Source organism: Salinicoccus roseus (assembly GCF_003814515.1).
Classification (GTDB): Bacteria; Bacillota; Bacilli; order Staphylococcales; family Salinicoccaceae; genus Salinicoccus; species Salinicoccus roseus.
In genome coordinates this window covers 661500-673998 of sequence record NZ_RKQJ01000001.1, presented here as the reverse complement: position 1 = coordinate 673998, position 12499 = coordinate 661500, and the positions used below count along the sequence as shown (strand labels likewise).

14 protein-coding genes are annotated in these 12499 nt (G+C 52.9%); 11 read left to right on the top strand and 3 right to left on the bottom strand.

The features are described 5' to 3' along the window. The first annotated feature begins 2 nt into the window (after nucleotides 1-2). From ffh to rplS, 6 genes are all read left to right on the top strand, one after another. Nucleotides 3-1349: a signal recognition particle protein gene (ffh, locus tag EDC33_RS03540; protein ID WP_040105655.1), complete on the top strand. Its 1347-nt coding sequence runs from the start codon at nucleotides 3-5 to the stop codon at nucleotides 1347-1349. 97 nt (nucleotides 1350-1446) lie between these two features. Continuing rightward, nucleotides 1447-1722 (top strand): 30S ribosomal protein S16, encoded by a 276-nt coding sequence (gene rpsP / locus EDC33_RS03535; protein ID WP_040105654.1) that lies wholly within the window; start codon nucleotides 1447-1449, stop codon nucleotides 1720-1722. A gap of 6 nt (nucleotides 1723-1728) precedes the next feature. Further along, nucleotides 1729-1956, top strand: coding sequence for a KH domain-containing protein (locus EDC33_RS03530; protein ID WP_040105653.1), 228 nt, complete (start codon nucleotides 1729-1731; stop codon nucleotides 1954-1956). Between the two features lie 56 nt (nucleotides 1957-2012). Further along, nucleotides 2013-2507 carry a ribosome maturation factor RimM gene (gene rimM / locus EDC33_RS03525; protein ID WP_124010186.1) on the top strand — a complete coding sequence of 165 codons (495 nt, stop codon included), beginning with the start codon at nucleotides 2013-2015 and terminating at the stop codon, nucleotides 2505-2507. Further along, complete coding sequence (gene trmD, locus EDC33_RS03520; protein WP_124010185.1) at nucleotides 2504-3178, top strand: tRNA (guanosine(37)-N1)-methyltransferase TrmD; 675 nt, start codon at nucleotides 2504-2506, stop codon at nucleotides 3176-3178. The genes rimM and trmD overlap by 4 nt, the downstream gene beginning before the upstream one ends. A 123-nt stretch (nucleotides 3179-3301) precedes the next feature. Further along, the gene (gene rplS / locus EDC33_RS03515; RefSeq protein ID WP_094905805.1) at nucleotides 3302-3649 is read left to right on the top strand and encodes a 50S ribosomal protein L19; all 348 of its coding nucleotides are present in this window, start codon (nucleotides 3302-3304) and stop codon (nucleotides 3647-3649) included. A 29-nt stretch (nucleotides 3650-3678) separates the two neighbouring features. Here rplS and EDC33_RS03510 read toward each other — a convergent pair whose 3' ends face one another. Genes EDC33_RS03510 through EDC33_RS03500 form a run of 3 tightly spaced genes read right to left on the bottom strand, consistent with a single transcriptional unit; the run spans nucleotide 3679 to nucleotide 7634 of the window. After that, entirely contained in the window at nucleotides 3679-6315 is a 2637-nt protein-coding gene (locus EDC33_RS03510; protein ID WP_124010184.1) for a YfhO family protein, read from the bottom strand. Nucleotide 6316: 1 nt separating this feature from the next. Further along, the gene (locus EDC33_RS03505) at nucleotides 6317-6703 is read right to left on the bottom strand and encodes a GtrA family protein (protein WP_094905803.1); all 387 of its coding nucleotides are present in this window, start codon (nucleotides 6701-6703) and stop codon (nucleotides 6317-6319) included. Further along, nucleotides 6678-7634 (bottom strand): glycosyltransferase family 2 protein, encoded by a 957-nt coding sequence (locus EDC33_RS03500; protein ID WP_124010183.1) that lies wholly within the window; start codon nucleotides 7632-7634, stop codon nucleotides 6678-6680. The genes EDC33_RS03505 and EDC33_RS03500 overlap by 26 nt, the downstream gene beginning before the upstream one ends. 109 nt (nucleotides 7635-7743) lie before the next feature. Here EDC33_RS03500 and ylqF point away from each other — a divergent pair, with 109 nt between their 5' ends. The 5 genes from ylqF to dprA all read left to right on the top strand — a co-directional run bounded on the left by ylqF (nucleotide 7744) and on the right by dprA (nucleotide 12482). Continuing rightward, nucleotides 7744-8598, top strand: a complete 855-nt coding sequence (gene ylqF / locus EDC33_RS03495) for a ribosome biogenesis GTPase YlqF (protein WP_094905801.1) — start codon at nucleotides 7744-7746, stop codon at nucleotides 8596-8598. Next, nucleotides 8595-9359 carry a ribonuclease HII gene (locus EDC33_RS03490; RefSeq protein WP_124010182.1) on the top strand — a complete coding sequence of 255 codons (765 nt, stop codon included), beginning with the start codon at nucleotides 8595-8597 and terminating at the stop codon, nucleotides 9357-9359. Before ylqF ends, EDC33_RS03490 begins: the two co-directional genes overlap by 4 nt. Nucleotides 9360-9440: 81 nt before the next feature. Next, nucleotides 9441-10610 carry an ADP-forming succinate--CoA ligase subunit beta gene (sucC, locus tag EDC33_RS03485; RefSeq protein ID WP_094905799.1) on the top strand — a complete coding sequence of 390 codons (1170 nt, stop codon included), beginning with the start codon at nucleotides 9441-9443 and terminating at the stop codon, nucleotides 10608-10610. A 17-nt stretch (nucleotides 10611-10627) separates the two neighbouring features. After that, on the top strand, nucleotides 10628-11536 hold the full coding sequence (sucD, locus tag EDC33_RS03480; protein ID WP_094905798.1) for a succinate--CoA ligase subunit alpha: 909 nt from the start codon (nucleotides 10628-10630) through the stop codon (nucleotides 11534-11536). A 154-nt stretch (nucleotides 11537-11690) separates the two neighbouring features. Beyond that, nucleotides 11691-12482, top strand: coding sequence for a DNA-processing protein DprA (gene dprA, locus EDC33_RS03475; protein WP_124010181.1), 792 nt, complete (start codon nucleotides 11691-11693; stop codon nucleotides 12480-12482). The last annotated feature ends 17 nt before the right edge of the window (nucleotides 12483-12499 follow it).

Genomic DNA, 12499 nt, shown 5'->3' with positions numbered 1-12499 from the left:
TTATGGCTTTTGAAGGTTTGGGAGAACGCCTCCAAGCGACAATGGACCGCATAAAGAGCAAGGGTAAGGTCACGGAATCCGATGTGAAGGTGATGATGCGCGAGGTCCGTCTCGCACTGCTCGAGGCAGACGTCAACTTCAAGGTCGTCAAGCAGTTCGTCAACCAGGTGAAGGAACGGGCACTGGGAACGGATGTCATGCAGTCGCTGACGCCGGGCCAGCAGGTCATCAAGATCGTCAAGGAAGAGCTGACCGAACTGATGGGCGGCGAGAACCAGAAGATCAACCTGGCGAACAAGCCGCCGACCGTCATCATGATGGTCGGCCTGCAGGGTGCAGGTAAAACGACGACAGCAGGGAAACTCGCCCTGCATCTGCGTAAGAATTTCAACAAGAAGCCGATGCTCGTGGCCGGCGATATATATCGTCCGGCAGCAATCGACCAGCTCGAAACAGTCGGGAAACAGATCGATGTACCGGTGTTCTCACTCGGGGATCAGGTCAAGCCGCAACAGATCGTCACCGAGGCGATGGAACATGCCAAGTCGGAGCACCTGGATACGGTCATCATCGATACGGCCGGCCGCCTCCACATCGATGAGAATCTCATGAATGAACTGAAGGATATCAAGGGGATAGCAGATCCGGATGAAATCATGCTCGTCGTCGATGCGATGACCGGGCAGGACGCCGTCAATGTTGCAGAATCATTCAATGATCTGCTCGACATTACAGGGGTCACACTGACGAAGCTCGATGGCGACACGCGCGGTGGTGCAGCACTGTCCATCCGCTCCGTCACCGAGAAGCCGATCAAATTCGTCGGCATGTCGGAGAAGATGGATGGTCTTGAGGCCTTCCACCCGGACCGCATGGCGCAGCGCATACTCGGTATGGGCGATGTCCTCTCCATCATAGAGAAGGCCCAGGCGAATGTGGACGAGACCGACCAGAAGGAACTTGAGAAGAAGATCAAGGACCAGAGCTTCACATTGGATGACTTCCTGGCCCAGATGGACCAGGTCAAGGATCTCGGCCCGCTCGATGAGCTGCTGAAGATGATGCCGGGCGCCAACAAGATCAAGGGGCTCGACAAGATGCAGATGAGCGGCAAGGAAATCGATCATGTCCAGGCGATCATCCGCTCCATGACGATGCAGGAACGCGAAAATCCATCCGTCATCAATGCAAGCCGCAAGAAGAGGATTGCGAGAGGATCGGGACGGAGTCTGCAGGAAGTCAACCGTCTGCTCAAGCAGTTCAACGAGATGAAGAAGATGATGAAGCAGATGACCAGCCAGAAGGGCAAGAAGAAGAATCCATTCGGAAATATGGGTCTTCCGTTCTAAAATGAAAACTCTGTAAAGGAAAAGGTCTTTACAGGGTTTTTCCTTTCTGTTATAGTAGTAAAAGTGAAATTGAGAAATTGGAAGGAGCAAATATAACATGGCAGTTAAACTCAGATTGACACGCATGGGTTCAAATAAGAAACCTTACTACCGTATCGTCGTTGCGGATTCCCGCAGCCCGAGGGACGGCCGCATCATCGAACAGATCGGTTCATACAACCCGGTATCCAAAACTGATGACAACGTAACACTGGATGAGGAAAAAGCACTTGAGTGGTTGCAGAATGGTGCAAAACCAAGTGACACAGTGCGCAACATCCTCAGCCAAAAAGGTGTTATGGAACGTTATCATAATGCAAAGCACGGGAAATAATCCCGGATGAAACAACTGCTTCAAACAATTCTTGAACCGATGCTTGAACATCCCGAGGCGCTTGAGATCGAAGTGGAGGAGACAAAGTACAACGTCTCCTACAAGATCAGGGTCCATGAGGACGATGTCGGCCGTGTGATCGGCAAGCGTGGCCGCATGATCAAGGCGGTGCGCACAATCATGTCGAATGCGAACCACGGCAGTTCAAAGAAAGTGTTTGTTGATATCGATTAGGCACACCGGGCGGTGTGCCTTTTTTGTATCATTCCATTATCGTAAGGAGGCATATAATGAAGATCAGTATCGGCCGTCTCGTCAATTTCCACGGTGTCCGTGGGGAAGTCAAAGTTTTGAGCGATTCCGATTTCGCGGAATCAAGGTTTTCACCCGGAAGCACTGTGGAGGTGGACGGGACTGAATATATGATAGAAGGCTACCGCACCCATAAGAATTTCCACATGCTGAAGTTCAAGGGTATCGGCAGCATCAATGAAGTGGAGCATCTGAAAGGTGCCGAAGTCATCCAGGAGGTCGACGCAGTGGAGATTCCCCTGGAAGAAGGGGAGTACCATTACCGGGAGATCATCGGTCTTGAGGTGAAGCTTGAGGACAGCCTTGAGGTGATCGGCACAGTCGAAGATATATTCGAGACGGGTGCCAATGATGTCTGGGTGGTCAAAGGTGAAAAGCAGTACATGATCCCCTATATAGAGGATGTCGTGAAGGATGTCGATCTTGAGCAGGGGCACATCATCATCCATCCGATGGAGGGGCTGCTTGAATGAACATCCATTATTTGACGCTTTTCCCAGAGATGTATGAAGGTGTACTTGCGACCTCCATCCTCGGCCGTGCGAAGGAGAAGGGCATCGTCGACTACCATACCGTGAATTTCCGGGACTATTCCGGAAATAAGCACAATAAGGTGGATGACTATCCTTATGGCGGGGGGGCCGGAATGGTGCTTAAACCTGAGCCGGTCTTCAACGCCATGGAGGCGATGGACCTCGAAAAGCCACGCGTCATCCTGATGTGTCCGCAGGGCCGCCGGTTCGACCAGAAGATGGCCGAGGAGCTGAGCCGGGAAGATGACATCGTATTCATCTGCGGCCACTATGAGGGTTATGATGAACGCATCCGGACGCTTGTGACGGATGAAGTATCGATCGGGGACTATGTGCTTACCGGCGGCGAGCTGGCAAGCATGACGATGACCGATGCGATCGTGAGGCTCATCCCTGGTGTGCTCAGCCGGGAAGAAAGCCATCAGGAGGACTCCTTCAGCACGGGCCTGCTGGAACACCCGCATTATACGAGACCCCGCGAGTACCGTGGCATGGAAGTGCCTGAAGTGCTGCTGAACGGCAACCATAAGCTGATTGAAGAGTGGCGCCGTGAGGAAAGCCTGAAGCGCACCCGCGAAAGGCGGCCCGACCTTTTGGGGGACGATGCATAAGCTTTCATTTTACCGTTGAAAGCATGGAAGTATTATGGTAATATTATACGAGTGTCAAGGACACATATACACAATCATCCGCTGCTATGATGGGCAAGATAATTGGAAGAAGGAGAAGATAATATGTCACAACAACTAATCAACGAGCTGACAAAAGAACAGCTTAAAACTGATCTGCCGGAATTCAAGGCCGGGGATACAGTACGTGTACACGTACGTATCGTCGAAGGCTCACGCGAGCGTATCCAGGTCTTCGAAGGTGTAGTAATCAAGCGTCGCGGAGGCGGCATTTCCGAAACGTTTACAGTACGTAAGATCTCTTACGGTGTAGGTGTTGAGCGTACATTCCCTGTACACTCCCCGAAAATCGAGAAGATCGAAGTGACACGCCGTGGTCGTGTACGTCGTGCGAAACTCTACTACCTGCGTAACCTGCGCGGTAAAGCTGCACGTATCAGAGAAATCCGATAGAACCACAAGAACGCCTGACAGTCTGACTGTCAGGCGTTTTTCTGTCTGTTTTCACTTTTTTCAAGCCGCCTCCTTGCTCCGAAGATATCCAGATAGAATAGGCTTGCCAGGATTGAAAGCAGGCTGATGGCGAGAGTCAGCCAGTAGTATGGCGGGGTGTAGGAGAATGTGATGATGCGATCCTCCTCCCCGGCCTCAAAGCCGGTCATCAGATAGTTCGCCCGGAATGACTCGAGTTCCCCCGAGGCATCCCCCGAGACTTTCATGCCGTCACGATATAAGATCGGCACAGAGGCGATGCCGTCCCTCGGTTCGGCAAGTTCGACCACATACGCATTTGGCCGTTCTTCAAACGTATATTCCGGCCCCTGACGCATGCTTTCCTGCTCCAGCACGCTGTAGTCCTCGATGTAGACGCCCTGTACATCGACTGCATATCGGCCTTCGGGGAGGGTGATGGGTACATCATCCTGCAGCGCGACGCGGTACAGCAGGTCATCTGCATATGTCCGGTATTTGCTCGAAGCGAACAGCCGTTCATTCGGATAGCCGTCCACATTGATGGTGAAGCGCTTTTCGGGTTCAATCAGCTCGACGTGCATTTCGATGTATGCATCAGCATCTTCAGGCTTGCCGGTGATGGCATCGAAATTGAAGTTCAATCCGCCGCCGTCCTCCCCGACTTCGAGGATGCCGTCCGTGTACTCGGCATTCTGCGTTTCGACGTCCACTTCATCCAGCCGGTTTTTGGGCGGGTCAAGGGATGCAGTCGGGGCTGCCGACCCGGTCACTATCCCCTGGAGCATCGCCCGTTCACGATGCAGGGGATGCACGAGGTCGTCCGGATGGTATATTTCGGAAGCATACCTGATGAAGGGGAGCGGCGCTTCATTTTCATATACCGTATAGGTGCCGTCAGACAGTATCGGGCTGAATTTCGAAGGGATGCCGTATGTCTCGTCCCGCCGCATCATATAGTCGACGTTGAAGAGGGAGAACAAGTTGCTCCTCGACTGGAAGGTCGAATACCTGCTGATCGACTCGTACCGGATGTTCACCTTCAGCTGATTATAGTAGAAGTCTATGATGTTGCCGTCGATGATGCTCGAATAGATGCTCGTCCCGCTGAAGCCCATGTACATGGGTGTATTGTCCTGCTCCCTGACTTTATAGTCGATCTTCTGTTCAGGTGCCTTGAGCGACTGGATCTCATTGATGTTGTAGGCCTGGCGGTCGCTCTCGTAGTGGTTGCTGCTGATGTAGAACAGGTGGTTGCGGTCGGTGATGCCGTCATGATAGATCTGCGTGTTCGTATGGGAGGCGCTGACCATCATCGTGAATATGACGATTAGTGCTGCATATATGAAAGCGGTCTGACGCTGTTTCGATTTTGCGAGCAGCAGCACAAGTCCCGCCACGTGAATGACCGGTATCAGGGGGACCCAGACGACCATTTCTTCCTTGAAATGAATCGAGGCCGCCATGATGGCATACACCGGTATCAGACTCAACAGGTACTGCCTGACGCCGATTTCGCGGAAATGCGACAGGTACTGGGCGATGAGTACGGCATGGAAGAAGACGAGCATATAGTGCCAGCGCTTCTGCGGCTGCTGGAAGCCGTTGAAGAACGTATCGATGTAGGGCGATAATGTGAACAGCATGAAGACGATGGTTAGCACAGCGAACAGCCTGTAGAAATAGCGCCCATACAACTTTCTTGTGAAGAGTGCCTGGATGGCGAGGAACAGGATGATCACGAGATAGTTTTCATAGAATATGTTGTCCTGCCAGCCGAACTCCTCAAACAGCGGCACCTCGACTTCGTATTCCCTGTCATCATTGTTCAGGAATCCACGTACAGCATGGAAGAAGGCGGCGGCTGAAATGCCGGCCCCGAGCACCGCCGAAGGGATGGCGAGTTTCAGTATCTCCATTCGGGGAAGGTCGCCCCTGCGGTTGAAGAGGAGGCGGATTCCGAGATAGACGAGTGCGATGATCAGCTGGTAGTAGGCGAAATAGAAGTTGTTGATCAGCGTCGCCGCGACGGCGAATATGAAGAGGCCGGGCTTCCCTTTCCGCATCAGCAGTTCCATTGCCCACAGTGTAAGCGGAAGCCAGATGAATACATCGCTGAAGAACGACCAGAACACCGTAAACCGGAAATAGGTCGGTGAAGCGGCGAAGATGAATCCACCCAGTATCGCCGGAATCGGCCTGACTCCGATGCTGCAAAGGAAACGGTATGTAAAGTAGATGATGAGGAAGGATTTCAGGATCGAGATGAAGAATGCATTCTGTGCCCAGAACCCGATGGTGGATGGGTCCAGACCCACAAGAAGCTCCCCGGCCCTGACGAACAGGATATTGATATAGTAGATGATGTTCGTCGAATAGTAGTAGGCGAGATCCGTATAGAAGTCGCCGCCGAGCCCAAAGTCCATATCATAGAACCATGTCCCCTCCCTGAACTGTTTGTACAGGTAGAGCTGCATCGGCAGCATCTGCTCCAGCCCGTCGTTGGCCCCGGTCATGAATACCTTTTCCCGGCGCTCATCCGGCATGATGAAGCGCCACAATACATAGAAGTGGGAGAGGACCGACAGGAAGATGATGAGCATGAGGTAGCGGGCCGCATATATTCCGGATTTCAGTTTGTCGATCATGTCATCCCTCCTTATCCTTCAGCACCCACCTGGTGATGCCGTACGTGATCGGTACGGTGATGACAAGTACAGGCAGCGGTGCGATCAGTTCATTCCAGTCCAGCCGGTCCACAAGAATATACAGCAGCAGCGTCTGCAACCCCATATTGACGACCTGGGTCAGGGGGAATTTCAGGAATTTGGAGAGCGTCGGCCGCACGCGGTAGACCACATAGCAGTTCAGGAAATAGGAGATGACGAATGCGATGATGAATCCCGACACATGTGCGGCGATGTAGGGGAGCCCGAGCAGGAACAGCAGTGTATAGGCTGCGTAGTAGTTTGCCGTGTTCAACAGGCCTACGGCCACGAACCGCATGAATTCACTTGTTGTACTGCTTTGTTTCATGCTGGCCTCCCTGCTCCGTTTCGGATTCGGATGATTCCCTGACGATGTACTTCGGCCGGTTCTTGGTCTCCACATAGATGCGCCCGACGTATTCGCCGATCATCCCGAGCGAGAACAGCTGGATGCTGCCGAGGAGCAGCAGGCTTGCGATGATGGTGAAATATCCCGGAACCTCGACACCATTGATGAGGATGTTCACGAACATGTACAGTATATAGGCGATCGATGGCACGAGTACGCCCAGCCCGAGATAGAAGCAGATCCTGAGCGGGCGGTGGTTGAATGCACTGATGCCGTCTATGGCATAGTCCAGAAGCTTCAGGGGATTGAATGTCGACCGCCCGGAACCGCGGTCGATGTGATCGAATTCGATCACCGTCTTGTTGAAGCCCACCCATTCGAATATCCCTTTTGAAAACCGGTTGTTCTCGCTGAGGAGCAGTATGGCGTCGACCACCTTCCTCGAAATCAGCCTGAAGTCGCCCTCCCCATCAACAAGCCGGACCGTGCTCGTGAAGTTCATCAGCCGGTAGAAGAGGGTGGAAGGGAGGCGGCGTGAAAGGGGTTCCCCCGCACGGTTCCTCTTTGCGACCACCTGGTCGAAGCCGGCCTCGAACTGTTCTATCATCTCTGAAATCATGGATGGCGGGTGCTGCATGTCCCCGTCCATGATGATCACGGCATCGCCATGCGCATTTTCGAGGCCGGCGATGATGGCGGCCTCCTTCCCGAAATTCCGCGAGAACGACAGGTATCTGACGGTGCTTCCGGCGATTTGCTTCAGTTCATCGAGTGTCCCATCCGTCGATCCGTCATCGATGAATATCACTTCATACTCCCGGTCAAGAACAATCATGACCGAATCGATTTCAGTGGCCAGTCCTGCGATGTTCTCCGACTCGTTGAGTACAGGAATGATAATCGAAATCATTTTCCCACCCCCCTGACATTTTATTAAAGATTGATTGTATTATATAATAAGGTAATAAAATAATGAACCCAAACAGGCAAGACTTATAAATGAATAGGAGCGCTGTACTATGAGCATCAACTGGTTTCCAGGACATATGGCAAAAGCAAGAAGGGAAGTCGAGGAGAATCTGAAGAAGGTGGACGTGGTCATAGAGATACTCGATGCACGCATACCACATTCGAGCCACAACCCGATGATGGATGAAATCACCCGGCACAAACCGCGGGTCGTCGTGCTGAACAAGGTCGACATGGCCGATCCGAAAGCGACGGAAGCATGGGTGTCAAAGTTCAAGAGTGAAGGCAAGTATCCCGTGGCACTCGACGGCAGGCACAATCAGATCATCAAAAAGATCGAACCGCTCGCAGTGAAGGCTACGGCGGAGATCTTTGAACGGATGGAGAAGAAGGGCATCGGCAGGCGTGCCATCCGCGCCATGATCATCGGCATACCGAATGTCGGCAAATCGACGGTGATCAACAACATCGCCAGGAAGAAGGGGGCCAAGACGGGGAACACGCCCGGTGTGACGAAGCAGCAGCAGTGGATCAAGGCCGGCGAGCGCATGGAACTGCTCGATACGCCCGGAATACTATGGCCGAAGTTCGAGGATGAGACGACGGGCAGGAAGCTGGCGCTGACCGGAGCCATCAAGGATACTGTCGTTCCACTGGATGAAGTCGCCATCTACGGCATGGAGTTCCTCATGGAGCATGACCTGGAGCGCTTCAACCGGTTCTATAATATAGACGTGTCACCGGAGGACGGCATCGTGGAGGTGTTCGATGCCATCGGCAGGTCCCGGGGCCTCAAGGCCGGAGGCAACGAAATCAACTATGAAGCGGTGACCAACCGGCTGATATATGATATCCGCAACGGCAAGATCGGCAGGTACACCTTCGATACGGCTGAAGAATCATGAAGACGGTGCGGGAAATAGAAGCGGAGCTCTCCACCTTTACCGACATCGATGCCCTTTCTGCCTCCCCGCATGCCGCAGACGGCCGCAAAGGGGTCGTGAAACTGTTCGAGAGGCACAGGCGCCGTCTTGAGAAGGAGGCGGCACTCAGGGAGAAGTATGTTGCGATGAGCCGGTACGAAAACGAAGTGCGGCAGACCGCACAGGTCATCGCCGGTGTGGATGAGGCCGGACGCGGCCCGATTGCAGGTGAAGTGGTTGCTGCTGCAGTCATCCTTCCGGAAGGATTCATGTTGCCGGGGCTCGATGACTCCAAAAAGCTTTCGCTCAAGAAGCGGCAGGCATTCCGTGAAATCATCATGCAGGAGGCGGACTACGGCATCGGCATCGCAAGTGTCGAGGAGATAGACACGATCAATATATATCAGGCGAGCAGGCTTGCCATGGTACGTGCGGTGGCAGCTCTCGGCGAAGAGCCCGAACACCTCCTTGTGGATGCGATGACGATTGATGCCGGCATCCCCGAAACTTCAATCATCAAGGGGGACGCGCACTCCGTCTCGATCGCGGCGGCGAGCATCATCGCCAAGACGGAGCGGGACATGCGCATGGAGGCATATGATAAAAAGTACCCGGGCTATGATTTTGCCGCCCATAAGGGGTATGGTACAAAGGACCACCTCAAAGCACTCGAAGCCCTCGGTCCTTGTGAAATCCACCGGCAGACGTTCGAACCGGTGAAAAACATGATTCTGACGCGATGAATTTAGTTTATGCAGTTTACTTTGATGAATACCTTTTCTATAATTGAATGGTAAGGTTTAAAAAAGCTTAGGAGGATGAACATGAATATCCATGAGTATCAAGGGAAAGAAATCTTTCGCTCCATGGGCGTAGCTGTGCCCAACGGAAGTGTGGCCTATACACCTGAGGAAGCAGTGGAAGCAGCAAAGACACTCGACTCTGATGTATATGTCGTAAAAGCACAGATCCACGCGGGCGGCCGCGGCAAGGCGGGCGGCGTCAAGATCGCCAAGTCAATTGATGAAGTGAGGGAATACGCCAAGGAGCTTCTCGGCAAAGTCCTCGTCACACATCAGACCGGCCCGGAAGGCAAGGAAGTCAAGCGTCTTCTGATCGAAGAAGGCTGCGACATCCAGAATGAATACTACATCGGCTTCGTCATCGACCGTGCGACGGACCGCGTGGTATTGATGGGTTCTGAAGAAGGCGGTACGGAAATCGAGGAAGTTGCTGCAGAAACGCCTGAGAAGATCTTCAAGGAAGTCATCGACCCTGTAGTCGGCCTCATGCCGTACCAGGCGAGAAGACTGGCGTTCAACATCAACATCCCGAAGGAATCCGTAGGCAAAGCAGCCAAACTCATGCTTTCCCTATATAATGTGTTCACAGAAAAGGATTGTTCCATTGTAGAAATCAACCCGCTTGTCACTACAGGCGAGGGCGGTGTGCTGGCACTCGATGCGAAGGTCAACTTCGATGCAAACGCGCTGTTCAGAAACAAGGATATTGTGGAACTCCGTGACCTGGATGAAGAAGATCCTAAGGAAATCCAGGCATCCAAATACGATCTTTCATATGTTGCGCTCGACGGAAACATCGGCTGCATGGTCAATGGTGCAGGACTCGCGATGGCAACAATGGATACGATCAACCACTTCGGCGGCAGACCGGCGAACTTCCTCGATGTAGGGGGCGGCGCGACGACCGAAAAGGTAACCGAAGCATTCAAGATCATCCTCGGAGATGAGGGTGTCGAAGGCATTTTCGTCAACATTTTCGGCGGTATCATGAAGTGTGATGTCATTGCTGAAGGTGTCGTGGAAGCCGTGAAGAATGTCGGTCTCGAAATCCCGCTCGTTGTGCGTCTTGAGGGTACGAATGTCGACAGGGGCAAGGAAATCCTGGCGGAATCCGATTTCGACATCATCCCTGCAAGCACGATGGCTGAAGGTGCCCAGAAGATCATCGAAGCGGTCAACGAAAATAAATAATAACGGAGGAATCTACTGTGGGTGTATTTATTGATAAGGATACTAAAGTCCTAGTTCAAGGTATTACTGGATCAACGGCACTGTTCCATACTAAACAGATGCTCGAATATGGTACTCAGATCGTGGCTGGTGTGACACCAGGCAAAGGCGGCCAGGAAGTCGAAGGCGTGCCTGTATTCAATACGGTCGAAGAAGCGAAGAAGGAAACCGGAGCATCCGTCTCCGTCATCTACGTGCCTGCACCATTTGCTGCAGATGCGATCGTGGAATGTGCAGATGCAGAACTGGATCTTGCCATCTGCATCACCGAGCATATTCCTGTACTTGATATGGTCAAGGTGAAGCGCTATCTGGAAGGCAAGAAGACACGCCTTGTCGGTCCGAACTGTCCGGGTGTCATTACTGCAGATGAATGCAAGATCGGCATCATGCCGGGCTACATTCATAAAAAAGGCCATGTCGGCGTAGTCAGCCGTTCAGGCACACTGACGTATGAAGCGGTACATCAGCTGACTGAAGCAGGCATCGGCCAGACGACAGCTGTCGGAATCGGCGGCGACCCTGTAAACGGTACGGACTTCATCGATGCGCTGAAAGCATTCAATGAAGATCCTGAAACAGAAGCGGTTGTCATGATCGGTGAAATCGGTGGTACGGCTGAAGAAGAAGCGGCAGAATGGGTCAGGGACAATATGACCAAGCCTGTTGTCGGCTTCATCGGCGGTGTAACTGCGCCTCCAGGAAAACGCATGGGACACGCAGGTGCCATCATTTCCGGCGGCAAGGGTACTGCAGACGAAAAGATCAAGACGATGAACGAATGCGGCATTGAAACTGCAGACACACCATCTGAAATCGGGGAGACACTCATTTCCCGCATCAAAAAAGAAGATGGTCTCTACGAGAAGTGCCTCACTGTAAAATAAATGTCACATGGTTCATGGAACCGATTGGAAAACATGGAATCCCACACGGGATTCCGTGTTTTTTTGCATTTTATTCCATTATATTTAATCGAATGGTAAACCGTATGCCGGCCGATTTCTTCTATAATTATCATTATGGAACAGGAGGGATCGGATGGATCTATTACGGTTAAGTTTTGCAGGAGTGACACCGCATGAATACAAGGTGCTGGCCGGCGGCGGGAAGATGGAAGCAGCGGGCGGCCTACGGGAAAAGGTTTTCCGGGCGAAGGGAATGGATAGAGGGAGGGTGACGGCAATGCTCGAATCGAAGGGGATCGGGCATATCACCATGGAGGATGCAGAATACCCGGCACTGTTGAAGCAGATCTATGATCCGCCGCTCGTCCTCTACTATCGCGGGGACATCAGCCTGCTTGAAAAGCGGAGGCTCGGCATAGTGGGCAGCAGGAAGGCGACTGCCTACACACGGATTGTGCTTCAGAACATCATACCGGAGCTCCATGGGCTGGCGGTCGTTTCCGGGCTGGCCTACGGTGCGGATGATATTGCGCACAATACGGCAATGGCACATGGCCTCGACACGGTTGGCGTGCTCGCATTCGGGCATGACATCCATTATCCGCGCAGCACCCGTGACACCCGGAACAGGATGGAGCGCGATGGCCTTGTGATCAGCGAGTACCCGCCGGATGTGCAGATAGCCAAATGGCGCTTCGTCGCCCGCAACAGGATCATCGCAGGAATGTCCATGGGTGTCCTCGTCACCGAGGCGGAAGCAAAGAGCGGCAGCCTGATCACACTGGATATGGCCCTCAATGAGAACAGGCACACCTACTGCGTGCCCGGAAACATCCATGCGCCCCAGTCGAAGGGGACGAACGGAAGGCTCCGGGAGGGGGCAAAGATGGTGCTCTCGGGAGAGGATATAATGGAAGATTTCTAAAGTCCATTTTCATGGAT

Excerpts from the sequence above, each read along its gene's own strand:
- ffh (WP_040105655.1), top strand. The coding sequence starts at position 3 with ATGGCTTTTGAAGGTTTGGGAGAACGCCTCCAAGCGACAATGGACCGC.
- rpsP (WP_040105654.1), top strand. The coding sequence starts at position 1,447 with ATGGCAGTTAAACTCAGATTGACACGCATGGGTTCAAATAAGAAACCT.
- EDC33_RS03530 (WP_040105653.1), top strand. The coding sequence starts at position 1,729 with ATGAAACAACTGCTTCAAACAATTCTTGAACCGATGCTTGAACATCCC.
- rimM (WP_124010186.1), top strand. The coding sequence starts at position 2,013 with ATGAAGATCAGTATCGGCCGTCTCGTCAATTTCCACGGTGTCCGTGGG.
- trmD (WP_124010185.1), top strand. The coding sequence starts at position 2,504 with ATGAACATCCATTATTTGACGCTTTTCCCAGAGATGTATGAAGGTGTA.
- rplS (WP_094905805.1), top strand. The coding sequence starts at position 3,302 with ATGTCACAACAACTAATCAACGAGCTGACAAAAGAACAGCTTAAAACT.
- EDC33_RS03510 (WP_124010184.1), bottom strand. The coding sequence starts at position 6,315 with ATGATCGACAAACTGAAATCCGGAATATATGCGGCCCGCTACCTCATG.
- EDC33_RS03505 (WP_094905803.1), bottom strand. The coding sequence starts at position 6,703 with ATGAAACAAAGCAGTACAACAAGTGAATTCATGCGGTTCGTGGCCGTA.
- EDC33_RS03500 (WP_124010183.1), bottom strand. The coding sequence starts at position 7,634 with ATGATTTCGATTATCATTCCTGTACTCAACGAGTCGGAGAACATCGCA.
- ylqF (WP_094905801.1), top strand. The coding sequence starts at position 7,744 with ATGAGCATCAACTGGTTTCCAGGACATATGGCAAAAGCAAGAAGGGAA.
- EDC33_RS03490 (WP_124010182.1), top strand. The coding sequence starts at position 8,595 with ATGAAGACGGTGCGGGAAATAGAAGCGGAGCTCTCCACCTTTACCGAC.
- sucC (WP_094905799.1), top strand. The coding sequence starts at position 9,441 with ATGAATATCCATGAGTATCAAGGGAAAGAAATCTTTCGCTCCATGGGC.
- dprA (WP_124010181.1), top strand. The coding sequence starts at position 11,691 with ATGGATCTATTACGGTTAAGTTTTGCAGGAGTGACACCGCATGAATAC.